We start from the raw sequence: 24090 nt of genomic DNA on the forward strand, positions 1-24090 counted from the left end.
GAGCTTACCACGATACTTCAACGCGTTTATTGCAATCCGTCAAGATTATTGAATACGGTGTTTTTATCAATCAAGTAATTCACATTATTTAGTCCGCAATTAATCACCGCTTTGGTCAAAGCATTAATTGCCGCAACGCGTGGAAAGCTTTTGCGCCAAATCAACACAATACGTCGATCGGGGGCCGGCGCCGAAAACGGAATGTAGCGCAGCAGACTATTTTCTTGACCTGAAAAAGACAGCGCACTAGCTGGCATCACTGTCACCCCTATTCCTGTTGCTACCATGTGGCGTATGGTTTCTAAGGACGAGCCCTCAAAGGTGCGTTGTATTCCCTCGCTACTTGAAGAGAATCGGGATAATTCAGGACAAACTTCTAGTACTTGATCTCTGAAGCAATGCCCCGCTCCCAGCAATAACATGGTCTCGTCTTTTAGCTCATCGGGCGAAATAGTGTCTCGTCCCGCCCACGCATGGTTGTTCGGTACCGTCACCAAGAAAGGCTCGTCATAAAGCTCGCGCACCATCAAGCCCGTTTCTGGCAAGGGCAATGCCACGATGGCACAATCGATTTCGCCCTGACGAAGCAGCTCTAATAAGCGCACCGTGTAATTTTCCTGCAGCAACAGCGGCATTTGTGGTGTGAGCTTAATTTGCTCAGGCACTAAACGAGGCAATAGATAGGGAGCAATGGTGTAAATAACACCCACTCGCAAGGGGCCTTCTAAGGGATCATGCCCTTGTCGGGCTATTTCCCGAAGGTTCGCACCCTCTTCTAATACTTTTTGAGCCTGCTCGACAATGCGTAAACCAATAGGCGTGATGCCCACTTCGGCACCACCACGCTCAAAAATGGTTACTTCCAGCTCGTCTTCCAACTTACGAATTGCAACCGATAACGTAGGCTGGCTAACAAAGCATGCCTCAGCAGCCCTTCCAAAATGCCGTTCACGAGCAACGGCAACAATATACTTAAGTTCGGTTAACGTCATAGGTAGCTCTTAGGTTACAGCTCTGAATAATAGTTTGGCCCACTAGGTACTTTAGGTACGCAGGAAGTCTTCTCGTCCTTTCAGCCATCGACTGACTTGAGCTCTGGCGACCTCAGGATAATGCTCACGTAATTGCACAGCACAAGCCTTGGCCTGCTCGACTAAGAAATCATCAGTTTCTAAATCGGCAAAACGCAACGGAGCTTGCCCTGACTGCCGTAGGCCCAAGAACTCGCCTGGGCCTCGCAGGGACAGGTCTCTACGCGAGATCTCAAAACCATCGGTCGTTTCGTACATGGCACGCAGTCGTTCACGCGCAATAAGCGAAAGCGGCCCTTGATACAACAACACACAGACGGCTTGATCAGCCCCTCGTCCAACACGGCCCCTAAGCTGATGCAATTGTGCCAAGCCAAAACGCTCAGCATGTTCAATCACCATCAATGTAGCATTAGGAACGTCTACACCAACTTCAATGACCGTAGTTGCCACCAGCACACTAATTTTAGCCTGCCTAAAGTCTTCCATCACTGTGGCTTTCTCGGCCGTTGATAATTTTCCGTGAAGTAAGCCTACAGAAAGACCGTCCAATTGCGTTGCTAAATATTGGTAGGTATCCACCGCCGTTTGCAGCTGCAAGGTTTCACTTTCCTCAACCAATGGGCACACCCAATAAACCTGCTGCCCCAGCCCCACCTGCTTAGCGACATGCGCAATCATTTCATCGCGACGAGAGTCGGCTACCAGTTTGGTAATAACGGGAGTACGCCCTGTCGGCAATTCATCGATAACAGAAACGTCTAAGTCAGCTAAAAAACTCATCGCTAACGTACGTGGTATGGGCGTAGCACTCATGTTTAACTGATGCGGAACGAGGGTGTTATGGCTCGCCCCGGCCTCTCCCTTGCGACTTAGGCTTAACCGCTGCCCCACCCCAAAACGGTGTTGCTCATCAACAAGAATAAGTCCCAAGTGTTTAAAATCCACGCCGTCCTGAATCAACGCTTGGGTGCCGACCAAAAAATTCACGCTGCCGTCTTTTAATCCATTTAGTACAGGCAAACGTTGCTTGGGGGTTTTACTTCCACTTAACCAACCAACATTCACCCCTAAAGGCTGAAACCACGCCTGCATTTTTTGGAAAAGTTGTTCAGCCAGTAACTCGGTGGGTGCCATCAACGCCACCTGAAATCCACTATCCAGCGCTTGAGCGGCTGCAAAGGCGGCAACCACTGTTTTACCGCTTCCTACATCGCCTTGTAACAGGCGATGCATCGGGTAACCACGCCTCAGATCAACATCAATTTCGCCAATTACCTTTTCTTGGGCAGAAGTGAGCGCAAAGGAAAGTTGATTTCGAAGCCCACTCTTGAGTTTGCCATCGTGCTGCGCTAGAGGATAAGTACGTTGAGCTTGGCGTGCTGCTCGGGCGGCAGCAAGGCTCAACTGCTGGGCTAAAAGCTCATCAAACTTAATACGTATCCAGGCAGGATGGCTACGTTCAATAAGCGCTCGATAATCACTTTTTGAATCTGGAAAATGCAAAGTCTTGATAGACTCGGCAAACGACGGCAACTGATATTGCTGAAGAATGGCCGGCGGTAGCGTGTCCGTTAAATTTGCGCGGTCTAAAACCTGCTTTATGGCGGTGCGAATCGTGGCTTGACGCAACCCGTCAGTGGTTGGATACACAGGCGTTAAAGTCTGCGCTAAGGGTGCATCAGCCGAACTAATTTTAGGATGGATCAGCTCAAGACCGTGAAAGCCAGATCTTACTTCGCCTCGGGCTCGTACACGTTTACCCACTTCGACCTGCTTTTGTTGATTTGGGTAGAAATGCAACCAGCGTAAACGCAAATGACCTGTGCTGTCAGCGATCGTTGCATGCAACTGGCGTCTAGGCCGTGCACTTTGATCTTGTTGAATAATTTCGCCATCGACCTGAATGAATTCGCCCACCTTGGCGTCAGCGATAACGTTAATGTGAGTCTCATCTTCGTAGCGCAAAGGCAGATGAGTCATAAAGTCTTCGTCGCGTACCAAGCCCAAGCGTTTTAGACGATCTGCTTGGGTTGGCGCGCGTTTAGAAACTGTTTTGATACTTGACGATTTTGTAGCAGCCATAAGGCTAGATAACTAACACAGCCTCGACTTCGAACTGAGCCGCTTTGGGAAGGCTTGACACGCCCAATGTGGAGCGCGCAGGAAAAGGCTGAGGAATAAGTTCAGCCATAATTGCGTTAACGCTCGCAAACTTCGACAAGTCGGTTAAATATAAACTGAGCTTAACAATATTCTCTAACCCACCCCCAGCCTCGACCGCAATGGCTTCTAAGTTGGTAAAGCACTGACGAACCTGAGCTTCAAAGTTATCAGAGACTAACTCACCGGTTTCTGGGTCTAAGCCAATTTGACCTGACAAGTAAACGGTGTTTCCAGACTTGACCATCACAGCTTGGGAATAAGGGCCTACAGCAGCGGGTGCAGCATTTGTATGAATAATGAGTTTGGACATAAGGTTGCCTACCGAAAGACTAAAGGGAATCTATCAGACTTCAAACCCCTATAGCTTAGCTTAACAACCTTATTAAAGTCATTACTTTTCAACAAATGCACGTTCAATAACGTAGTCACCCATTTGTCCTACACCGGGTGAGATTTCGAAACCACGGTCGTTTAGCATGGTGCTAACATCAGTAAGCATAGCTGGGCTGCCGCACAACATGGCACGATCATGAGCAGGATCAATAACATCGACCCCAATGTCACTAAAAATGCGTCCGCTTTCAACGACTTCAGTAATGCGACCTTGATTACGGAAAGGCTCACGTGTGACGGTAGGGTAATAGATAAGTTTCTCGCGAATAATGTCGCCAAAATACTCGTTATTTGGAAGCTCGTTTTCAATGAAGTCCGCGTAAGCTAGCTCGCTGGCAAAACGCACCCCATGAACAAGCACCACTTTTTCAAAACGTTCGTAGGTTTCAGGGTCTTTAATAATGCTCATGAACGGGGCTAACCCAGTACCCGTTCCGAACAGATAAAGATTTCTACCGGCTCGTAGGTCATCAATGACTAAAGTCCCTACGGGCTTACGACTGACGAGAACCGTGTCACCCTCTTTCAGATGCTGCAAACGTGAAGTAAGCGGTCCGTTCGGTACCTTAATACTGAGAAACTCAAGCTGTTCTTCATAATTTGCACTGGCGATGCTGTAGGCACGCATCAACGGCTTACCGTCAATTTCCATACCCAACATGACAAAGTGACCATTACTAAAACGAAGCGCGGCATCCCGTGTAGTAGTAAACGAAAAAAGCGTGTCGTTCCAGTGATGCACACTGAGGACACGTTCAGAGTTGAAAGCAGCCATGGATAAGATAAATAGAGTTTTAATTTAAAGTGGTTAGACCAAAAGCAGACATACCATTTTGGTCAAGTAGAGGTCTATTCTACCCCGTTCAATGCCGAAGTGCAGGCATTATCCAACCTCGGCACAGCCTGCCCAGCCACAAATACGTTAACCAATGCTGCCTTAATGCGCTTTAAGATAAATCAAACTCGCCGTCATTTTCGTCAACCTAGGGGGAAATGAACGCTGCCTATTGATGCTTGAGTTACGGTCTGTTAAGGTTTGACTTCTAGATGATAATCATTTTTATTAGCAATCTTTATACACAATCACTACGTGGAGCTACCGGATGAAATCCAAGCGCAAACATTGTCTTCTCTTAGCTGGCTTAACTCTGGCATCAGCTAGCTTCATTTCAGCCCCAAGTTACGCCGCTGACGAGGAAGTCAATCTCTACACGACACGTGAGCCACGCCTAATTATTCCGTTACTGGAAGCGTTTACTAACGACACGAACATTAACGTTAATACCGTTTTTGTCAAAGATGGCCTGATTGAACGCGTCAAAGCCGAAGGTGATAAATCGCCTGCCGACATTCTAATGACCGTAGATATCGGTAACCTTATTGATTTGGTTGAAGCCGACGTTACACAACCCGTAGACTCTCAAGTGCTTAGCGACGCCATTCCTGCTAACTTGCGAGGCGAGGACAATCAATGGTTTACGCTCTCACTACGCGATCGAGTCGCCTATGTCGCCGCCGATCTTGATGTAGACGAGCTGACCTACGAAGACTTTGCTGATCCTAAATGGAAAGGAAAAGTTTGCATACGCTCAGGACAACACCCTTATAATACCGCTCTCATTGCTGCAAAAATTGCGCATGATGGTGTGGAAGCCACTGAAACATGGCTGGAAGGCGTCAAAGCCAACTTAGGCCGTAAAGCGGCTGGCGGCGATCGCGATGTCGCCCGCGATATCTTAGGTGGTATTTGTGATATTGGTATTGCCAACGCGTACTATGTCGGCCGTATGAAAAATGCCGAACCAGGAAGCGATGCCCATAAATGGGGTGAAGGCATTAAAGTCGTACGTCCGACTTTTGCCAGTAACGACAGCCAAGGTACCCACGTCAATATTTCTGGGGCCGCCTTAGCTAAACATGCACCTCAAAAAGAGAATGCCGTAAAACTATTAGAGTATTTAGTATCGGACAAAGCGCAGAGTCTTTACGCCAAAGCCAATTACGAGTACCCCGTAAAGGCTGGTGTAGAGCTCGACGAGGTTGTCGCGAGTTTTGGTGAGTTAACCGTTGATCCACTTGCTTTAACTGAAATTGCTAAACACCGAAAACAAGCAAGTGAATTGGTAGATAAAGTTGGATTCGACAACTAAATTAACGTATAGCACCACATCACATACCGCTGAAGGGGGCCATCCCCCCCAGCGGTATGTGCATTTAGATCCACCCTCTCATAAAGGTATTAAGGCCTTGTGGCGCCGTTTTAATGGCTGGTTAGCATTATCTTTCGTCATCGCCATTATCGTGGCGGCGCCCGTGCTCGTGTTGGCATGGCACGCGCTGGGTTCGGTTGAGCACTGGGCCCATCTGTTTAGCTATGTTCTACCCACGGCGTTTAAAAATACCCTCTTGCTGTTAACTGGGGTCGGTATTCTCGTTACCAGTTTAGGCGTTGGGGCCGCATGGCTTATCACGGCTTATCAATTTCCTGGCCGACGAATCCTTTCCTGGGCACTATTGCTTCCTTTAGCCGTCCCAACCTACATCGTTGCCTTCGCTTATCTGGATATATTGCATCCCATCGGCCCCGTACAAGGCCTGATTCGCGGCCTACTTGGCTACGATAGTCCTCGTCAATTTAGGCTACCCGATTTGCGCTCATTAGGCGGCGCTATCTTTTTGTTGGGCTTCGTGCTCTATCCCTACGTTTATCTCAGCACTCGTGCCATGTTTGCCACGCAAGCAGCAAGCCTACTTGAGGCAGCCCGTGTTTTAGGTGAAAGTAGTCGTAGTGTGTTTTTCAGAGTTGCCTTACCAATGGCGCGCCCAGCTATCGCCGTTGGCGTCAGTCTTGCGCTATTAGAAACTCTAAATGACATCGGCGCGTCCGAATTCTTAGGCATCCAAACGCTTACCGTGTCGGTGTACACCACGTGGGTAACACGTTCAGACTTAGCAGGGGCAGCACAAATTGCACTCGCCATGCTTAGTCTGGTGGCCACGTTAATTTTAATCGAACGCTTTGGACGAAGAAACCAGCGCTATAGCAGTAATCAGCGCTCCCATCCTGTGCAGCCCATACCGCTTAAGGGCTCATCAGCGCTTATTGCCTGTGCGTTAGGTTGGGCCCCCGTATTAATCGGTTTTGTTGCGCCGGCGGCCTACCTTGTCAACGAAACCTTCAAGTACCTGCACTTAACCGGCAGTATGTCCGACCAGCTCTTAAATAGCGCCTGGAATACGATTAAAATTGCATTGATTGCTACCGTGGTAACAATCGCCGGCGGGTTGACGGTCGCCTGGGCCGCTCGAGCCATACGCTCTGATCAGCCCAAGTTTCTGCCACGTTTACTGGGCGGCATCGCCTCTATCGGTTATGCGATTCCCGGCACCGTACTGGCCATTGGTTTACTCTCGCCTTTAGTCTTTGCCGACTCCGTTTTAAACTGGATAAGTGGCTTCTGGGGTGGAACAGAGCGCTTACTTATTATGGGTTCAACCACAGCGCTGGTGATCGCTTACAGCATACGCTTTATGGCCATCTCGGCTGGCGGGATACAAGCGGGCCTCTCGCGTATTCCTCCCTCGTTGGAACAAGCGTCTCGTTTACTCGGTGAAAGCTCAACCCGTACGCTTGCACGCGTACATTTACCCCTACTTCAGCCTGCGCTGGGTGCGGCAGCCTTACTCATCTTCGTGGACGCCATGAAAGAGTTACCCGCAACCCTATTGCTGCGCCCAATGAATTTCGACACTCTCGCCACCTGGCTCTATGCCGAGGCGGCCCGGGGTACCTACGAAGAAGGTGCCATTGCGGCCCTTGCCATTGTGATTGCCGGGCTACTTCCCGTTATTATTTTGGCACGAGCTCAGCTAAAAGCTTCGCACTAATACCTATGTCCGATTACCTACAGCTTGTAAACATCACTCTTTCCTACCAAACCACCAATGGTTTGAAGACAGTCGTTCAAAACCTAAACCTAGAACTCGAACAGGGACACATTGGTTGTTTGCTTGGGGCTTCAGGATGTGGGAAAACCACGGTGTTACGTGCAATTGCCGGCTTTGAACCCTTGCGTAGCGGGGAGATCATACTTGGTGATCAGTGTATTTCCACGCCTACCTATCGAGTTGAGCCCGAGCACCGCAATGTAGGGATGATGTTTCAAGACTATGCCTTGTTCCCACACTTGACCGTTGCAAAGAACATCGGTTTTGGCCTTCGTCGCCTGGACAAAACCACACGGGGGCAACGTATAGAGGAAATGTTAGAACTGGTTGGTCTGTCTGACTTTGCCCAACGTTATCCTCACGAAATGTCAGGGGGGCAACAGCAACGGGTAGCATTAGCGCGGGCCTTAGCTCCTAAGCCCGATCTCTTGTTACTGGATGAGCCTTTCTCTAATCTCGATGTGGACACACGAGAACGCTTAGCATTTGAGGTCAGGGAAATACTGCAAAAAACAGGCTTAACCGCCATCCTTGTTACCCATAACCAAGCAGAAGCTTTTGCCATCGCTGATCGTATCGGTGTAATGAACGAGGGGAAAATCATCCAATGGGATACCGCTTACGGTTTACACCATGCTCCCGTTAATGATTTTGTGGCTGATTTTATTAGACGTGAAGCCCTATTGAACCAACGAGCCCAAGCCTTCTTACGCGGTGAAACTTTACACAGCTAAACGCTGGCTGGCCGCATTAAAAATGGCTCTGTAATAGAGCCATTTTTTACGTCTTAAATCACAGGCTGTAATACATGTCGAACTCGACCGGATGCGGTGTCATCCGTAACCGATCAATCTCTGCCTGTTTTAACTCAATGTAAGCGTCCAGCATATCGTTGCTGAAGACCCCTCCTCGAGTCAAAAACTCACGATCCTCGTGCAATGCTTGAATGGCTTGCTCTAGCGATGCACACACGGTAGGGATTTTGGCGTTTTCTTCCGGAGGCAAGTCATAGAGATTCTTGTCCGCCGCATCTCCAGGGTGAATACGATTTTGTACACCATCTAAGCCCGCCATCATCAATGCGGAAAAAGCCAAATACGGATTCGCCATCGGGTCAGGAAAACGCGCTTCGACTCGACGCGCCTTGGGATTACTGACATATGGAATACGGATGGAGGCAGAGCGATTTCTGGCAGAGTAAGCCAACTTTACTGGCGCTTCGAAATGAGGAACCAGACGTTTATACGAGTTGGTTGTGGGATTAGTGATGGCATTCAACGCCCTAGCGTGCTTAATGATCCCACCGATATAAAACAGGGCAAACTCAGACAAACCACCATAACCGTTACCCGCAAACAAGTTCTGACCGTCTTTCCAGATGGACTGATGCACATGCATACCTGAACCATTATCACCCATGATAGGCTTAGGCATAAACGTGGCTGTTTTACCGTACACGTGAGCTACATTCGTAACCGTGTACTTTAAGATTTGATTCCAGTCAGCACGTTGAACCAATGTGCTAAAACGGGTACCGATCTCTAGCTGCCCTGCACCACCCACCTCATGATGATGTATTTCTACTGGCACGCCCTGCTGCTCTAACAGCAAACACATCTCAGAGCGCATGTCGTGAAAAGCATCAATAGGGGGAACAGGAACGTAGCCGCCTTTAATGCCCGGACGGTGCGCTAAGTTATGGCCATTTAACTTAGCACTTCGAGACCAAGGTGCGTGATCGGCCTCAATTTCGACAAAACTTCCTGACATGCTGTCGTCCCAACGAACCCCATCAAAAATAAAAAACTCAGGTTCGGGGCCAAAGTACGCGGTATCGCCTAAGCCACTGGCTTTGAGGTAGACCTCGGCTCGTTTTGCTAACGAACGAGGGTCGCGGTCATAACCGTTTAAATCACTGGGCTCTGCCACGTCACACGTCACAATAAGTGTGGACTCTTCACGGAAAGGATCCATACGCGCTGTGCTGGCATCTGGTAGCAAAAGCATATCGGATGCCTCCACCCCCTTCCAGCCTGGAAGCGAAGACCCATCAAAAGCAACACCCGACTCAATACGCTCTTCATCAAAACTATGAGTGGGAACCGTTAAGTGATGCTCTCGACCCAAGGTGTCAGTGAAACGACAGTCAACAAAGGCGACATCGTGTTGGGCAAGCAATTTGACCAGCTCTTCGGGGGTAGACATCATGACTCCAACAGGAATAAATATAACAATAACAACCTTGTGAGAATAAGCCAAAACCCTAGCAAAGGCGGCGTATCTTACCAAGCAATAGGCAATTGTAAATCAAGGGCGTGCGGCTATTTCACAAATTTTTGGTCCTAAGTGTAAATCACAGCAGCTTCGTCACTCTGCATTCAAAAACTCGGCCTGCAGGTCATTCAAAAACCGCCACCCTAAATCACTCGCTTTGATTCGAACTGGGTCGTCAGCCAGTAGCCCTTTTTCCAGACTACGTTTAATAGCGGGAAGTGCATACCGTAAGCTTTGCCCTGTACGTTCTTCATAGTAGCTCGCGGGCACACCTTCTTTTAAACGTAACGCATTCAACATGAACTCGAAAGGCAAGTCGTTAAAGGCGATGGCGTGGTCTTCGGCCAAATGCGACCCATCACGCTGAAGCGACGCCTGCATCCATGACTCTGGGCTTCGCAATTTAGCCTGACGTATCACTCGATCAGGAAAAGAAAGCTTACCGTGTGCGCCCGGACCTATTCCCAAATAGTCGCCGAACTCCCAGTAGTTGGTGTTATGTCGACTGTGCCCGCCCTCTTTCGAATAGGCCGAAATTTCGTACTGCTTCAAGCCATGCGCTTGAGCCGTAGCGATCAAATGCTCTTGAATTGAATCGCTGGTGTCATCATCTGGCAAGGTGGGGGGATACTTAGCAAACACCGTGTTCGGTTCTAAACTTAAGTGATACAGCGATAAATGCTCAGGGTCAAAACGTAATGCCTGTTGTAAATCATAAGCGGCCAGCTCTACGGTTTGCTGCGGTAGCGCATACATCAAATCGATATTAATACGTGGAACGGAACGCATCGCTATCTCTATTGCCCGTTGTGCATCCGCTGCAGAATGCACTCGCCCCAACGCTTTTAACGCTTGATCGTTAAAGCTTTGTACGCCCAGTGAAATACGGTTCACGCCACTACGGCCATATTCAATAAACCGCTCGGCCTCAACTGCACCCGGGTTGGCCTCTAAGGTGATCTCAGCATCAGGCAGCAAACGTAAGTAGGCCCTGATCATGGCGAGCATATCGTCAACGGTTTTCGCCGACAATAAGCTAGGAGTGCCGCCCCCGATGAAGACTGACACCACTTGCCTGCCCCAAATCAATGGCAAGGCCTGCTCTAAATCAGCCTGTAATGCCTGCAGGTAACGCTGCTCTGGCAGCTCACTGGGCGCCTTGTGCGAGTTGAAATCACAGTAAGGGCATTTACGTATACACCAAGGCACATGCACATACAGCGATAAAGGCGGTAATGTCTGAAAGCTGAGACTGTCTTGGGCGCTAGGCCGTATCCGTACGGTGGGAGTAAAAGCGGTAACCATATCAGCGCTTAATGATCCCTTCGTGCTGTAAACGTTGCACCATCGTCTTTAAGGCTTTAGCGCGGTGACTTGCCTTATTTTTTTCCTCGGCGGTGATTTGCGCCGCTGTTTTACCCAGCTCAGACAAATAAAAATGTGGGTCATAACCGAAGCCGTTCTCGCCGCTGGGCTCATCAACGATTTCACCTTCCCAAAACCCTTCACTAATGATGGGACAGGGATCATCAGCACTTCGCACATAGACCAATACAGCAACGTACTTTGCTCGTCTATCGGCAACGCCCTGTAACCGTTCTACCAGATACTGGTTGTTTGCCGCATCTGATTTTTCACCGCCATTCATTTGAGAAAAGCGCGCTGAATAAACACCAGGTTCGCCCCCTAAGGCTAGAACGGCAAGGCCCGAGTCGTCGGCCAACGCCGCCAAGCCAGTTTGTTCGCTTGCATGCCTCGCCTTAGCCAGCGCATTTTCTACAAACGTTACGTAGGGCTCTTCGATTTCACTGACGCCCAAATCACGTTGCGCAACCACCTGCACACCACACGCACCGAGTATGGCCGATAACTCACGCAATTTACCCGCGTTATTAGACGCCACCACTACCTTCATACAAAACTCCCTCTACTCTCTGCTAACAACCGAGATGACGTTAAACGCCTTGTGCAACCGCGTCGCGTTGTAAAACTTGTAATGCCGCAATGCCCTCTTGAGCTAAATCTAACAAGCCATTTAACTCTACACGGCTATAGCTGAGCCCCTCAGCGGTACCTTGAATCTCTACAAAGGCATTTTGATCTGTCATGACAACATTCACGTCGGCGTCACAGCTTGAGTCTTCCACGTAATCCAAATCCAACAATAGCGTTGAGCCTTTCTTACCTACGGACACAGCCGCCACCTGACCTAAAACCGGATCACTTTCCAGCACACCTTGGTTTCGTAGTTTTTGCACCGCAATAGCCGCCGCCACCCACGCGCCAGTAATGCTGGCACAGCGGGTTCCACCATCGGCCTGCAACACATCGCAATCAATCTGCAGCGTCCGCTCACCCAGCAACGACAAATCAAATACGGCACGCAAGCTGCGCCCAATCAACCGTTGTATTTCTTGAGTACGACCACTTTGTTTGCCCCTAGCTGCCTCACGATCACTACGCGTGTGCGTCGAGCGTGGCAGCATGCCGTACTCTGCTGTCACCCAGCCCTGCCCTTTACCTTTAAGAAAGGGCGGCACTCTATCAAGAACACTGACATTACATAACACATGCGTGTCACCTGCCTTGATTAATACCGAGCCCTCAGCGTGCTTACTAAAACCCACCTCAAAGCTCATGGAGCGCAACTGATTTTCAGCGCGCCCTTCATGCCTTGCTGTAACGACCTGTTCTTGACTTAACAAGGAATTCTCCACAAATAAGTTAACATCACAAACCTCAACTCAACCGAGCTAATTTGCGCTGCTCTAAATTAATAATTTGGCCACCTGCATCACTCCACACCAACGGCTGGCAGGTAAATAAAATAATTTGGTGACGACTTGAGGCATCAAACAATGCCGCTTTCATGCAATCTAATCGCTGCCTATCGGAATACGCTAATACGTCATCCAGAACAATAAGCGTGGGTAAGCCCGCTTCTTTAAGTAAATCGGCATACGCTAAGCGGGCAATAATCGCGATTTGCTCCACGGCCCCAAAACTTAAGTCCAACACGTCGCTGGACTGCTTATCTTCTCGGTGCAGTATTTTCGGCACAAAATCTTCGGCTAACTCAATGCGTGAGTTAGGAAAGAGGAAATCCAAATAATACTGAACGCGCTTGAGCAAAGGGGCTTGTAATCGCTCGCGTAGCTGTGCTCTAGACGACAACAACAATTGTTTAAGATGCGTTAAGGTTTCAACCCTCTGCTCAAACTGCTGCACACGCTTTGACGTATGCACCAAAGCCGCTTGCTTCAACAACAACTGCTCATCCAAACCCCTTGCACCGCCAATTTGTAGCTCGGTCTCGACGCGACTTAACTCCAGCTTTAAGTCATCAAAGCTGCGCTGCGCTTGGGCGGCTCTACGTTCAAGGTTGTCAATTTCAGCGTTAATCGTACTCGCCGTGCGTAGCCCTCGCTTCGCACTCTCTAACGCAAAAATTTCAGTTTGAGTCGACGCTATTTTACTTGATACGTGATCAAAACGCTCTTGGTGACGACGTTGTAATGCGCTGCCTTCCTCTCCGTGCAAATAAGCCGCTAAGCGCTGCTGCTCGTCAGATAGGGAATTACGTCTCACATTTAGCTCAAGCCATGACTGTCGCGCCTCTTGCCATAGTCTTTCACAGCGTTGCTGGGCGGCCTGCGCCTCTTGTTCTAACGCTTGCGCTTCAGCAACACTTAGTGGGCGATCCTCTAACTCAGGTGCGGTGGTAGGTTTCTGATCAATTCGCTGCTTTAGGTCCGCCAGCTCGCTCTCTAAGGCGGCAATGCCGTGTGGCGCCTTAAGCGCAAGCAATTCATTGGTACGCTCGAGCTCAAGCTTCTGCTTTTCTTGCACTCGATGTTGGGTTTCCGCATGGGCCAAATCACTGACTTCGTATTGCTTTAGTAAAGCCTCAAACTGCTGCTTCACGCTCTGCAACTGGGTCGTAATCGTAATAACATCTTGCCCGCCTGGCGTAATATGAATGGCGCCCACCCCTTCAATATCGACCGTCGTAGGCTCGCTGATCTGTACGTCAAGCGCATCGTCTGACAGCGACTTCCCCTTGATACGGATCGAATTGGTATCTTGCACATCAAAGCGCAAGCGCGTGGAAACCACTTCAAGCTGAGCCTCTAAACGAGCGCAACGCTGATTCATTTCCATTAATTGCTTTAACGCATCGGTGTCGATACGAGGCCCCAGCCTGTGCAGCCGTAACTGCTGTTGCTGGTCGTATAACGCTTGCGCAGAGCTAAGCACCTGACACAAGGGCTCATAGCGCTGCGTTATTTGGGCTCGTTCACGATCTTGTACCTGCCACTGTTCATACGTAGTGGCAGCCTGACGTTTGCTCTGTGCTTGCTGCAATGTGCGTTGTGCAAGCACATGCTTGGTTTCTGCATCGGCTAAGGCAACCCGACCTTGTTCTACCGTCTCATCAAGCTGCGCAATAGTCTGCTGCAGCGTTTCATAACGCAAGGCTTCGGACTGGATATTTTGCAATGAGCTGGATACATACTCTTTTTCTTGCTCTAAGCTTCGTAGCTCTGTTGTTAATCGAGACAAGGTTGCATCACGCTGCTCGGCTTGCTCCATTTCGTTTTGTAAGGCCGGAATTCGCCCACGAAGCGTTAGCCAAGCCCGCTCTTGCTGGGCATGCTGAAAACGCTCATGTACGCCCTCAAAATGATTCACTAAATCTTTATGACTATCTGCCTCTTGGCGCAGCTTCGCCACCTGCTCAGCTAATTCTTGCTCTTGCTTCAAACTTTTGTCGTACTCGGCTCTGGGCTTCCCAGTGGCGGTGACCAGCTCGGACAAACGGTTTTCGACTTCGCTTAACACCTCATCGCTATCACTGCTTACCAGGGCGCCCATGCTTGCACCCAGCGCATCACCTAATTGATTTGTTGCCGGAGCCACGGCCTGATTAAGAAAGTGAAGTTCGCCTTGCTGAACCCACAATAAACCTGGGACCCCCCAATCAGCGGCCGTACTGCCCCCGCGTTTTCGCAGAGTAAACCCAAGTCGTTCGGCTAAGTAAGTTTCAGCCAGACTGCCATCAAAGTTTTCTGTTCCTACCCGTAAATCACAGCCAGCCTGACGCAGGAATCGCTTTTTCAGCAGTGCGCTCTTACCTTGTAAGTCGAATTCCACATGAACTTCAGGGCGAGCCGAGCTGTCGCCATAAGGCCTAAACGAATCAACCGTAGACGTATTGTGTCGCTCAAAAAAAGCAGACCGTAACGCCAGAGACAAGGTGGATTTACCGGCTTCGTTGTCACCACTCACAATCACTAAGCCGTCTTGTAAGTTATCCAACTCAAAGGGCTCAGCAAACTGCTTAAATTGGGATAGATACAATCGACGTAACTTCATAAGCTTGCTTGTCCACTCTGTTGAACCTGCTCAAGAATAGATGCCAACTCTACAAGTGCACGGCCCGAAACATCGTGTCCAGCCTCGCTGGCCTGTTGCAACTGCTCGACCACATCCGCCAAATACCCATCGACCTGTAAATTCGCAATATCGTCCACGCTAGGACGTAGCAATAGCGCCTCGTCTTTTAGCTCAAGGCTGCGAAATCTGGCTAAATGCTGATTAATCAATGCTTGGCATTGCTTCTGTTGGGCCACACTAACGCGACCTGAAAGGCTTAGCTCTAACACGGTATTTTCAGGGTAGCGCTGCAAAACAAGTGCTAACTCATCAATATCGCTATCACTTTCTATCGTATAAGACAGCAACTCCCATCGAAACCGTAACGTTTCCACTCGCTCTACCTGCGGTATGGCACCCGGGTACTCCACGCTCACAATCAATGCGCACCCCGCATCATTATTTCGGAAACGGTCGGGTTCTGGCGTACCGCTATACCAAGTACGATCATCGATCTGTTTTAAGCCGTGCCAATCCCCCAACGCCAAATAATCCAATTGGGCTTGTGAAACACGATCGGCTGCGATGGGATTCGTGCGACTGGCACTTTCAGACAAAACGCCTTGTACGCTACCGTGAGCTATCCCCACCCTAAAATAACCTTCGGGCGTGGTGGCATCGTTAAACCACTGCGTTAAATCATGGACAGTATGTCGTTGCGTCAGCGGAGCGGGTAACAAGGCCAAACGTTGTGATTCGATATAGCTAATGGTTGGGCTGCTCAATAAACGCACTCGGTCTGATAATAAATTTAAGCGCTTCGCGAACTGCCACACCCCTTCTGCCAAGAGTGCATCGTGATTGCCCGGGATGAACAACCACTCGCCCTCGAAGCCTGACAAGGCATTAAACATTCGTCGAATCGTACGTTCAGATAAGCTTTGGCTGTCAAACACATCACCCGCCACAATCACCGCACAAACTCCGCGCTCTTGAGCCAATCTAGCCACCCGCTCTACCATGGTGAAACGCGCCTCTTGCAAGGCGTGGGCATCCTCGGGTTCGAAGCGAGAATAAACTCGGCCAATTTGCCAATCTGCAGTGTGTAAAAACCTAAGCATGCGCTCCCTACCATTTACCTGAAGTCTGTCCGCTATTAGACCATGAGCCATCATCATCGACGGACTAAGGCTACAATTAAACCATTCTTTGATTTAAACGGTGGCAACTTATGATCCGTAGCATGACGGCATTCGGCAGCGCTCGGGCCGACTCAGATATCGGTACGATTAGCATTGATTTACGTAGCGTCAACAACCGCTATTTAGACCTCAACCTACGCTTACCTGAAGACATGCGTTTTGTAGAAAGCGCCTTACGCGAACGGTTAAGCTCTGCTCTACAGCGCGGCAAGGTTGAATTACGCTTAAGTTTTATACGCAAGCCCCAGCAAGACGTCTCCGGCCTACAAACGCAATTACTGCAAAAAATAGCGGATGACTTAGCGCAGGTCCGCCGCCTCATCCCCGATGCGCCTGCTCCATCCTTAAGCGAAATTGCGGCCTCTCACCACCAGTCCCTTGAAACCGATCAAGAAGCGTGGCAAACCTTATCCATCGAAGTCTGTAACCTTGCTCTGGATGAACTAGTAGCGGCACGTGAGCGCGAAGGCCAACGCCTTGCCCAAGACATGCTGGACATAGCCAGCTCAATAAGTGCAATCGTGGATCAGGTTGAAACCCACATGCCACAGATTTTGCTCGATCAACAACAAAAAATCAGCGAACGTCTACGTGAAGCTTTGCTGAGCGTTAGCCCAGATGGTTTCGAGCTGATTAGCGGTGAAGAGCTATCGGCTCGAATTGCACAAGAAGCCTCGTTATTCTCTCTACGCGTAGACGTGGCTGAAGAGTTAACCCGCTTACGCTCGCACGTTAAAGAACTTGAGCTTATTCTTGGTGGCAACGGCAACACCAAAAGCAAAGCAAAAGGTAGCCGAGGAAAACGTCTGGACTTTCTCTTTCAAGAAATGAACAGAGAAGCCAACACTCTTGGCTCTAAAGCTGCGGCACTCAGCGTCACTGAAGCCGCCATCGACCTGAAGTTGCTGATCGAGCAATTGCGAGAGCAGGCGCAGAATATTGAGTGATACCAGACCAGCCGTAGCCAATAATGAACGACTACGGCGGCTGTCGAACGAACCTCAATCATCGGAAAAGTAGTCGGTATCGATTTGCTTCACTTCATAGACCTGTTTGATGCCACAACCGATGTTGTTTTCCACCATCAGGTGGGCCAGCTCTATACCGTCGACCAAAACCACCTTGATATCCAGCCCCAACGCTGCTTCACGGGCACCTGCAGAAAAGTCAGAGGTGGTGATGAACACACCTTTTCGGGCTCTTTGGCGTGTCAAAGCACCAATGAATTTGTCGACTTCAGGGCGGTGTACCGTATTAGTCCAACGCTTGGCTTGCAGGTAAATCACATCTAGTCCCAGCTTGTCTTCCTTGATGATCCCGTCTATACCATCATCATTGGTCGCCTGGGTTGCATTGCCTGCTTCCTTACGAGATCCGCCATACCCCATGGCGATCATCAAATCGACTACCAGTTGTTCAAAGAAAGTGGGTGTTGCAGTCCGAACCTGAAGCAGCAACTCATCAGCAAGCGATTGCATCAACTCCTGATACGCGTTGGCTAGTTGCTCATCCGGTGTAGCCTCAACTTGTGGCTCTTCTGGCTCTGCACTGGAACGGCCCTCAGAGGGCTTTGAAGCATGAAAGCTAGCAAACTCAGGATAACGCTTGAGCCACGCTACAGTGATACGCTCTGGACCTGTTTGTAATGCTTCCAAGCCCCGTTCGGTAATTTGAACCATACCTCGGGCTGGAATATGAAGCATGCCTGCTTTATTCAGATAGGTGCGCGCCCAACCGATACGGTTATTGATCACTGTTTGCTTGCCAGAGGGCAGTCGTTCATGAAGTTCGGCTTCACTCAGTTGAAGAAAGTTGCTTACTTTGTCCCGCAGGCGGCTAAGTGATAGCGTTTCTCCACTGGCAACGGCAAAAAGCACAGGCCGCATTACACTTTGAAAATCGGGAATTGCCATAATTTTTTCTCCTTCACCTCTTCACTTATGCCTGCAGTCGACATAATTGAAACGTTAAACAGAGGTAGAGTTTAGTTGTTCTGCGGATTGGCACCACAACCAACCTTAACTTTAACGACATTACTAGAGCCTTCCCTACGCAAGGAATTACAGCAGACTTAACTTTCAATCAGACCCCGCGCGCAGAAAGACTCAGTGCGCGGACCCTCCGTGCCCCCCTCCAACCCCTGATTTGACTTGAACCATTGTCTTTCCGAGTCGACCAGACTGACCAGCGCAATGGGCACATTGAAAATCCGACTTGCCAGTCGGGTCAGCCTGTCAAAACGTTCTTCAGGAGGCGTATCCAGAGTACTCAACGACCGGAGGGAGGCAAGGCGTGTTTCTTCATTGGCTGGAATTGAAGGTATTTGCATAGTCCTCATACTTCGCGAAGTGTAAACCTTAATAATACTGTTTATCCGACATCATTTTCGCAGCCAGCGGCATCACACACTTACGTTGACTCCGCTGGCTACAGGCTAAAAGAAGCGTTCTACCCTCTTTCGGTCGGTATATTTGGGGTATGTGTACAATCCTGCTCTAATACCCAGTTCACCGCTACTTATTAGCATTCGTATGGTTGCTGTTTACAGCTACCTTTAGCTTGGCTCATCTAGGCACCCTTCTTGCCGAAGGCTGTCGTTTCCAGCCTACGAGTCCAGACCTATTAGGCCAGCGCATTCAAGCATAAACACGGAGTAAAAACAAAAATGAAAATTGTAATTCTAGAGTCATTAGGAATTAACGATAATGATTTCAATACACTAACCAAACCTTTAGCAGATAAGGGGCACGAGTTAGTGGTATACAACGATGGCAAATCAGATGATGAGACGCTTAAATCAAGAATAAAAGATGCGGAAATTTTAGTGCTTGCTAACATGCCGCTGCGCGCTGAAGTGATCGATGCTGCTGAAAAACTGAAATATATTTCAGTTGCCTTCACAGGTTACGATCATATCGACTTAGATAAGTGTAAAGAAAAAGGCATTAACGTATCTAACGCTGCAGGTTACAGCACCAACTCTGTCGCCGAACTTAGCTTTGGGTTAATCATTTCACTGTTGCGCAGTGTTATCCCCTTAGAGAAAATCGTCAGACAGGGCGGCACAAAACAGGGCTATAGACAGACTGATTTAAAAGGAAAAACAGTAGGAATCCTAGGCACTGGAGACATCGGCAAAGCGGTAGCCGAGTTAGCCTTAGCTTTTGGCTGTCACGTCATTGCTTATAACCGAAGCGAAAAGCCAGACCTCATAAACAAAGGCGTAGAGTATAAGTCCTTAGACGAGGTCTTAGCGGCCAGTGACATTGTGACGATTCATATGCCCCTAACTGACGAAACAAAAGGGTTAATTAATAAAGATAAGCTGGCATTAATGAAACCCAGTTCGTTTTTAATCAATACCGCTGTCGGGCCCATTGTCGATAACTCAGCCTTAGCCGAAGCACTACATAACGGAACCATCGCTGGCGCCGGTTTAGATAGAGTGGATATGGAACCCCCCATTCCTGCTGACTACCCTATTTTAGCGGCGCCAAATACCGTTCTTGTTCCTCATATCGGCTTTGCGACAGAAGAAGCCATGATAAGACGCGCCAACATTACCTTTAATAATATTATTAAGTGGGAAAAAGGCGAACAAGAGAATACCGTTATTTAAACAAACTAAAACTGAACCTATCATAACGATAGGTTCAGTTTTGCAGAACATTAAATAAAAAACGGACTATGCTGCGGGTCGCGCCAGACCTAAATGTCCGCGCAATGTGCTCGTGCTGTAGTCAGTTCTGAACAATCCCCTTTTTTGCAATACAGGGATCACCTGCTCAACGAAATCTTCGATACTTTCAGGTAGAGCAGGCGGCATCAGATTAAAGCCATCAGCGCCTTCATTTCTGAACCAACGCTCCATTTCATCCGCGATACTTTCAGGTGTGCCAATCATGGTGCAGTGGCCACCGCCTGCGGCTAATCGTCCTAGCAACTGCCGCACTGTCGGCTTTTCAGTTTCGATAATGCGCAGAATGGTTCCGTAACGTCCTTTAGGCCCTGTGAACTCCTCAAGAGGCAGTAACGACGGTACAGGCGCGTCAAGTTCCCAGCCAAGACAATCATCGCGTCCGATGAATTGCGCCAGTTGTCGCAGTGATGTTTCACTGGGTAATAACTCATCAAGCGCACGTTGCTTTGCTACGGCTTCATCGTGTGTGGAACCCACGTACGTTACAAGCCCCGGCAAAATAGGTACATTAACCGTTCGCCCTGCTTCTTTTACGCGTCGCTTGATGTCTCGATAGTAAGACTGTGCGGCAGGTAGATCATACGCCACCGCATAAATGGCTTCAGCAGCCTTAGCGGCAAGAGCTCTACCGGGTTCAGACGCACCCGCTTGAAACAACACGGGATGACCTTGTGGCGAGCGTGGTACGGTTAATGGCCCATCCACAAGAAAATGCTCACCATGGTGATTGATGGGATGAACCTTAGACACATCCGCATACGAGCCCGAGCGGTTACTTTCTACCGCATTATCGGCCCACGAGTCCCAAAGCTGTTGCGCCACCTCAATGAACTCTTGCGCCCGACCATAACGCCATGAGTGATCAGGCATGCTTTCATAGCCATGGTTTCTGGCCTCGACGTCAAACATCGACGTCACTACATTCCAGCCCACTCTGCCACGAGAAATATGGTCTAAAGAAGCCATCATGCGGGCCGCATGAAATGGCGTATAAAACGTGCTGGATACCGTGCTAATGAAACCAATATGCTCGGTAGCACTTGCCAAGGCCGAGATCATGGTTAAGGGCTCTAAAAACCAACGCGGCCCATCAGACACATTATCTGCCGACTGCCCATCAGCAAAGAAAACCGCATCTAACTTGGCTTTTTCAGCCAGTTGAGCCAGCTCTTGGTAGTAACTGATGTCGCCCAAGCGGGCAATTTGGGAATCGGGATGCCGCCACGCGGCGCGGTGATGTCCGCACCCGTAGAGAAACAAATTAATATGCATCTGTTTCATTAATTCTTCACCAATCCACCGTCAACAATTAGATTCTGTCCGGTGACAGAGCGAGCCCACGGGCTAGCAAAAAACAAAGCCGTGTCAGCAAATTCAGTGGGTGTGGTAACGCGACGTAAAGGGGTGTTTGCTGCAATGTAATCAAACACTTCCTCAGGGGTTGCTGAAGACGCATCCGTGGTGCGCAATAAGCCACCGGAAATCATATTGACCGTAATACCGTTAGGACCAAGGTCGTTAGACAGTGTGCGAGTCAGAGAAAGCAGCGCTGCTTTGGCCGCCGTGTAATCGTGATAAGGCACGACGGGGTTCTGAAATAAGTTGGTGCCAATATTGATAATACGGCCAAAACCGAGCTCAGTCATTCCCGCTAAGCACGCTTGGGTCGTGTTAATCGCCCCACCAACAATGCCGTGCATTTGCTGCTGCATATCGCTCCAAGAAACGGTGTCCGCATGCGGTCTAGCATCGCCGTTAAATGAGAAGCTTGGCAAAGCATTATTCACAACCGTGGTGATAGGTTGGCCAAAGTGCTGTGTAGCCTGCTCAACCATTTTTTGCACCTGCTGTGCATCGGTCACATCCGCTCGTATTGCCAAGGTCTGCTCGCCTAGCTCTTGTGCTAAGCGCAAAGCCCCTTGCGTATTATTAAAGTAATTAATAATGACCTTCGCACCTTGCTGTACGAATGTTTTAACAAGTTCAGCGCCTAAACCGCGCGAACCGCCCGTGATCAGCACTAATTGTTGTTCTAAGGGAAGAGAAGGTACTGACATGAACATTGCCTCAAATAAATAGCGTAGGGGCAATGTCGCACTAAGCGGTAGTTAGTGACGAGTGACATCCCTACGCCAGTATGAACTGGATCAGGTATTACGGGTTTGGTCTCAGTCCTAACAGTTGTAGGACACCCCGTGTCGAAGGCTAAGAGTAGCATAAAGCGGTTGTAACACTAAGTCCACACCAGACATTTGACTTAAATACAGCGCTACACTATTCTAGCCACAGTTCCTGGGGGGGCCTACGTTATAGGCTGAGACTCGGTTTACTCACCGTGACCCTTAGAACCTGATCCGGGTAATGCCGGCGAAGGGAAGGAAAACACGTCCAGTCACATCCTCCGTATTCGCCTGCCTGCTCGGTCTATCCACTTGTTGGATTACCGTTTCAGGGAGAGCCTCTTGTTAAGCAGTACCACCACCCTAATTTGGTTAGTGTCATTTGCAAGCGTTTTTGCCTTAGCCGGCGTGCTATACGCCAGATGTAGCAAAGACAGCCTTGAAGACTACGTCATTGCGCGCAATAGCCAAAGTTCCACCTCAACCGTTTTAACGCTACTGGCGTCTTCATTAGGCGCATGGATTTTATTCTCGCCCGCCCAAGCGGCTACATGGGGAGGGCTTGCCGCTGTCATTGGCTATGCTCTGGGCGCCATGTCTCCACGTATTGCAATGATTCCACTGGGGCAGCGCATGCGTACGCTTATCCCTGAAGGCCACACACTTAGCGAGTTTGTACTGACTCGTTATGGCAAGACCATGTATGCCTTAGCGCTGGTCATCATGATGTTCTACATGTTCATCGCTTTGACAGCCGAAATTACCGCTATCGCTAAAATGGTTACGCTCATCGCCCCCATACCGCTTTGGCTAACATCCAGCATCGTTCTGGTATCCACACTGATTTACACCTCTTATGGCGGTTTGAAAGCCAGTATTTTTACCGATAAAGTACAAATGCTCGTCATTCTTCCTATGTTGGTATTAATCGTAGCGTTTGGTTGGTATGCCATCGGCGGCACGGGGCCTACCATTCGTCAGCTAGAGCAAAATGCCCCACAATTGCTAAGGCTCAATGATCCCATCGGGATTAAAGCAGGGCTTACTTTTTTTGTGGCTATCCTATTAACTGGGCTTTTTCACCAGGGGAATTGGCAGAGGGTCTATTCCGCTAAAGATATCCCTTCCATGAGACGCGGCTTCTTACTTGGCGGGCTACTTGTCGCGCCTTTCATTTTCATACTGGGTTTATTTGGTCTCGCTTTTGTCGCCCATACACCCGATGGCGATAACTCCATCGCTCTGTTCAGTGTCATCATGCCGGTGATACCCATGTGGTTTGCTATCGCTTTACTGCCTCTTGGTTTAGCCTTAGTTATGAGCAGCGCTGACACAGCCATTAGTGCAGTATCCAGTATTATTGCCGTGGACACCCATCGGTTACGACCACAAACCAAACATCAAACGCTCAAAACGCTTTCTAAGTATTTGATTCTACTTCTCGCTATACCAGTGCATATCGCGGCCTCTCAAGGATACAGTGTCCTGTATCTGTTTTTGCTGGCCGACTTATTATGTGCCGCAGCCGCTTTTCCGGTTTTTTATGGGCTATTCAATCAACGGTTGACGGGAACCACTGCTACAATAAGCACCGTATGTGGACTCGTCGCGGGCCTTTATTTATTTCCGGCGCCGAATGCCGCTTTTGATTATTTGTTAGAGTCTTTTCTGGTGGCAGCGTTAGTCCCTGCGCTCGTTACGTTTTTGCTACATCTTTTTTCTAGCAAGGCCCCACACTTTGACCTAAACAGCTTAAGCTCTAAAATTCGCAGCATCGACCAACACGCGAATCGAATTTAATCGTATTGATTGTGGCAAGGTGGTTATTCAAGAAAACGCTCTCGCGAACTTTAGTACACCACCTTTTTAGACGTAGGGCG

At 49.2% G+C, this 24090-nt stretch carries 19 protein-coding genes, 1 pseudogene and 2 riboswitches; of the genes and pseudogenes, 6 read left to right on the forward strand and 14 right to left on the reverse strand.

Features of this window, described 5'->3' with window-relative positions; all coding sequences use genetic code 11:
* Positions 1 to 26: 26 nt before the first annotated feature.
* The 4 genes from AC2UZI_RS07790 to AC2UZI_RS07805 form a co-directional block, all read right to left on the reverse strand.
* Positions 27 to 992: a LysR substrate-binding domain-containing protein gene (locus tag AC2UZI_RS07790; RefSeq protein WP_486943242.1), complete on the reverse strand. Its 966-nt coding sequence runs from the start codon at positions 990 to 992 to the stop codon at positions 27 to 29.
* A gap of 51 nt (positions 993 to 1043) precedes the next feature.
* Complete coding sequence (recG, locus tag AC2UZI_RS07795) at positions 1044 to 3116, reverse strand: ATP-dependent DNA helicase RecG (protein ID WP_486943243.1); 2073 nt, start codon at positions 3114 to 3116, stop codon at positions 1044 to 1046.
* Between the two features lie 4 nt (positions 3117 to 3120).
* The gene (locus AC2UZI_RS07800) at positions 3121 to 3507 is read right to left on the reverse strand and encodes a Rid family detoxifying hydrolase (RefSeq protein WP_486943244.1); all 387 of its coding nucleotides are present in this window, start codon (positions 3505 to 3507) and stop codon (positions 3121 to 3123) included.
* An 81-nt stretch (positions 3508 to 3588) separates the two neighbouring features.
* Complete coding sequence (locus AC2UZI_RS07805; protein ID WP_486943245.1) at positions 3589 to 4365, reverse strand: ferredoxin--NADP reductase; 777 nt, start codon at positions 4363 to 4365, stop codon at positions 3589 to 3591.
* 328 nt (positions 4366 to 4693) lie between these two features.
* On the opposite strand from AC2UZI_RS07805, the gene AC2UZI_RS07810 reads away from it, so the two are divergent.
* The 3 genes from AC2UZI_RS07810 (at position 4694) to AC2UZI_RS07820 (ending at position 8272) form a co-directional block, all read left to right on the forward strand.
* Positions 4694 to 5740, forward strand: a complete 1047-nt coding sequence (locus tag AC2UZI_RS07810) for a Fe(3+) ABC transporter substrate-binding protein (protein WP_486943246.1) — start codon at positions 4694 to 4696, stop codon at positions 5738 to 5740.
* 88 nt (positions 5741 to 5828) lie between these two features.
* Positions 5829 to 7478 carry an ABC transporter permease gene (locus AC2UZI_RS07815; protein WP_486943740.1) on the forward strand — a complete coding sequence of 550 codons (1650 nt, stop codon included), beginning with the start codon at positions 5829 to 5831 and terminating at the stop codon, positions 7476 to 7478.
* 5 nt (positions 7479 to 7483) lie between these two features.
* On the forward strand, positions 7484 to 8272 hold the full coding sequence (locus tag AC2UZI_RS07820) for an ABC transporter ATP-binding protein (protein ID WP_486943247.1): 789 nt from the start codon (positions 7484 to 7486) through the stop codon (positions 8270 to 8272).
* Between the two features lie 58 nt (positions 8273 to 8330).
* Here the strand turns inward: AC2UZI_RS07820 and glnA are convergent, their stop codons facing one another.
* From glnA to AC2UZI_RS07850, 6 genes are all read right to left on the reverse strand, one after another.
* Entirely contained in the window at positions 8331 to 9743 is a 1413-nt protein-coding gene (glnA, locus tag AC2UZI_RS07825; protein WP_486943741.1) for a type I glutamate--ammonia ligase, read from the reverse strand.
* A gap of 162 nt (positions 9744 to 9905) precedes the next feature.
* The gene (gene hemW / locus AC2UZI_RS07830) at positions 9906 to 11117 is read right to left on the reverse strand and encodes a radical SAM family heme chaperone HemW (protein ID WP_486943248.1); all 1212 of its coding nucleotides are present in this window, start codon (positions 11115 to 11117) and stop codon (positions 9906 to 9908) included.
* A 1-nt stretch (position 11118) separates the two neighbouring features.
* On the reverse strand, positions 11119 to 11727 hold the full coding sequence (gene rdgB, locus AC2UZI_RS07835) for an RdgB/HAM1 family non-canonical purine NTP pyrophosphatase (protein WP_486943249.1): 609 nt from the start codon (positions 11725 to 11727) through the stop codon (positions 11119 to 11121).
* A gap of 40 nt (positions 11728 to 11767) precedes the next feature.
* Positions 11768 to 12517 (reverse strand): ribonuclease PH, encoded by a 750-nt coding sequence (gene rph / locus AC2UZI_RS07840; RefSeq protein ID WP_486943250.1) that lies wholly within the window; start codon positions 12515 to 12517, stop codon positions 11768 to 11770.
* A gap of 34 nt (positions 12518 to 12551) precedes the next feature.
* A complete protein-coding gene (locus tag AC2UZI_RS07845) occupies positions 12552 to 15188 on the reverse strand; it encodes an AAA family ATPase (protein ID WP_486943251.1) in 2637 nt (878 codons plus the stop codon).
* Complete coding sequence (locus tag AC2UZI_RS07850; RefSeq protein ID WP_486943252.1) at positions 15185 to 16309, reverse strand: metallophosphoesterase family protein; 1125 nt, start codon at positions 16307 to 16309, stop codon at positions 15185 to 15187. Before AC2UZI_RS07850 ends, AC2UZI_RS07845 begins: the two co-directional genes overlap by 4 nt.
* 110 nt (positions 16310 to 16419) lie before the next feature.
* Here AC2UZI_RS07850 and AC2UZI_RS07855 point away from each other — a divergent pair, with 110 nt between their 5' ends.
* Positions 16420 to 17337, forward strand: coding sequence for a YicC/YloC family endoribonuclease (locus tag AC2UZI_RS07855; protein WP_486943253.1), 918 nt, complete (start codon positions 16420 to 16422; stop codon positions 17335 to 17337).
* Positions 17338 to 17391: 54 nt separating this feature from the next.
* Here AC2UZI_RS07855 and AC2UZI_RS07860 read toward each other — a convergent pair whose 3' ends face one another.
* Both AC2UZI_RS07860 and AC2UZI_RS07865 read right to left on the reverse strand, forming a co-directional pair.
* Complete coding sequence (locus AC2UZI_RS07860) at positions 17392 to 18303, reverse strand: restriction endonuclease (protein WP_486943254.1); 912 nt, start codon at positions 18301 to 18303, stop codon at positions 17392 to 17394.
* Between the two features lie 167 nt (positions 18304 to 18470).
* Positions 18471 to 18719 (reverse strand): annotated as a pseudogene (locus AC2UZI_RS07865) (GGDEF domain-containing protein); the annotation flags it as partial.
* 336 nt (positions 18720 to 19055) lie between these two features.
* On the opposite strand from AC2UZI_RS07865, the gene AC2UZI_RS07870 reads away from it, so the two are divergent.
* Positions 19056 to 20009: an NAD(P)-dependent oxidoreductase gene (locus AC2UZI_RS07870; RefSeq protein WP_486943255.1), complete on the forward strand. Its 954-nt coding sequence runs from the start codon at positions 19056 to 19058 to the stop codon at positions 20007 to 20009.
* Positions 20010 to 20075: 66 nt separating this feature from the next.
* On the opposite strand, the gene AC2UZI_RS07875 is transcribed toward AC2UZI_RS07870, so the two are convergent.
* Together AC2UZI_RS07875 and AC2UZI_RS07880 are read right to left on the reverse strand one after the other, a co-directional pair.
* Positions 20076 to 21371: an LLM class flavin-dependent oxidoreductase gene (locus AC2UZI_RS07875; protein WP_486943256.1), complete on the reverse strand. Its 1296-nt coding sequence runs from the start codon at positions 21369 to 21371 to the stop codon at positions 20076 to 20078.
* Complete coding sequence (locus AC2UZI_RS07880) at positions 21371 to 22147, reverse strand: 3-oxoacyl-ACP reductase (RefSeq protein WP_486943257.1); 777 nt, start codon at positions 22145 to 22147, stop codon at positions 21371 to 21373. Before AC2UZI_RS07880 ends, AC2UZI_RS07875 begins: the two co-directional genes overlap by 1 nt.
* A gap of 50 nt (positions 22148 to 22197) precedes the next feature.
* Positions 22198 to 22296, reverse strand: a riboswitch (TPP riboswitch).
* Positions 22297 to 22374: 78 nt separating this feature from the next.
* Positions 22375 to 22483: riboswitch (TPP riboswitch) on the forward strand.
* 69 nt (positions 22484 to 22552) lie between these two features.
* Between AC2UZI_RS07880 and AC2UZI_RS07885 the strand changes: the two genes are divergently transcribed.
* Positions 22553 to 24010, forward strand: a complete 1458-nt coding sequence (locus AC2UZI_RS07885; protein ID WP_486943258.1) for a sodium:solute symporter family transporter — start codon at positions 22553 to 22555, stop codon at positions 24008 to 24010.
* The last annotated feature ends 80 nt before the right edge of the window (positions 24011 to 24090 follow it).

It is taken from the genome of Paenalcaligenes sp. DL 463 (assembly GCF_057475185.1).

What these genes read in the sequence shown, in the direction of transcription:
- glnA (WP_486943741.1), bottom strand. Translation starts at nt 9,743, where the DNA reads ATGTCTACCCCCGAAGAGCTGGTCAAATTGCTTGCCCAACACGATGTC.
- AC2UZI_RS07845 (WP_486943251.1), bottom strand. Translation starts at nt 15,188, where the DNA reads ATGAAGTTACGTCGATTGTATCTATCCCAATTTAAGCAGTTTGCTGAG.
- AC2UZI_RS07820 (WP_486943247.1), top strand. Translation starts at nt 7,484, where the DNA reads ATGTCCGATTACCTACAGCTTGTAAACATCACTCTTTCCTACCAAACC.
- AC2UZI_RS07790 (WP_486943242.1), bottom strand. Translation starts at nt 992, where the DNA reads ATGACGTTAACCGAACTTAAGTATATTGTTGCCGTTGCTCGTGAACGG.
- AC2UZI_RS07810 (WP_486943246.1), top strand. Translation starts at nt 4,694, where the DNA reads ATGAAATCCAAGCGCAAACATTGTCTTCTCTTAGCTGGCTTAACTCTG.
- AC2UZI_RS07875 (WP_486943256.1), bottom strand. Translation starts at nt 21,371, where the DNA reads ATGAAACAGATGCATATTAATTTGTTTCTCTACGGGTGCGGACATCAC.
- AC2UZI_RS07855 (WP_486943253.1), top strand. Translation starts at nt 16,420, where the DNA reads ATGATCCGTAGCATGACGGCATTCGGCAGCGCTCGGGCCGACTCAGAT.
- rdgB (WP_486943249.1), bottom strand. Translation starts at nt 11,727, where the DNA reads ATGAAGGTAGTGGTGGCGTCTAATAACGCGGGTAAATTGCGTGAGTTA.
- AC2UZI_RS07850 (WP_486943252.1), bottom strand. Translation starts at nt 16,309, where the DNA reads ATGCTTAGGTTTTTACACACTGCAGATTGGCAAATTGGCCGAGTTTAT.
- AC2UZI_RS07860 (WP_486943254.1), bottom strand. Translation starts at nt 18,303, where the DNA reads ATGGCAATTCCCGATTTTCAAAGTGTAATGCGGCCTGTGCTTTTTGCC.
- recG (WP_486943243.1), bottom strand. Translation starts at nt 3,116, where the DNA reads ATGGCTGCTACAAAATCGTCAAGTATCAAAACAGTTTCTAAACGCGCG.
- AC2UZI_RS07880 (WP_486943257.1), bottom strand. Translation starts at nt 22,147, where the DNA reads ATGTCAGTACCTTCTCTTCCCTTAGAACAACAATTAGTGCTGATCACG.
- AC2UZI_RS07800 (WP_486943244.1), bottom strand. Translation starts at nt 3,507, where the DNA reads ATGTCCAAACTCATTATTCATACAAATGCTGCACCCGCTGCTGTAGGC.
- AC2UZI_RS07870 (WP_486943255.1), top strand. Translation starts at nt 19,056, where the DNA reads ATGAAAATTGTAATTCTAGAGTCATTAGGAATTAACGATAATGATTTC.
- hemW (WP_486943248.1), bottom strand. Translation starts at nt 11,117, where the DNA reads ATGGTTACCGCTTTTACTCCCACCGTACGGATACGGCCTAGCGCCCAA.
- AC2UZI_RS07805 (WP_486943245.1), bottom strand. Translation starts at nt 4,365, where the DNA reads ATGGCTGCTTTCAACTCTGAACGTGTCCTCAGTGTGCATCACTGGAAC.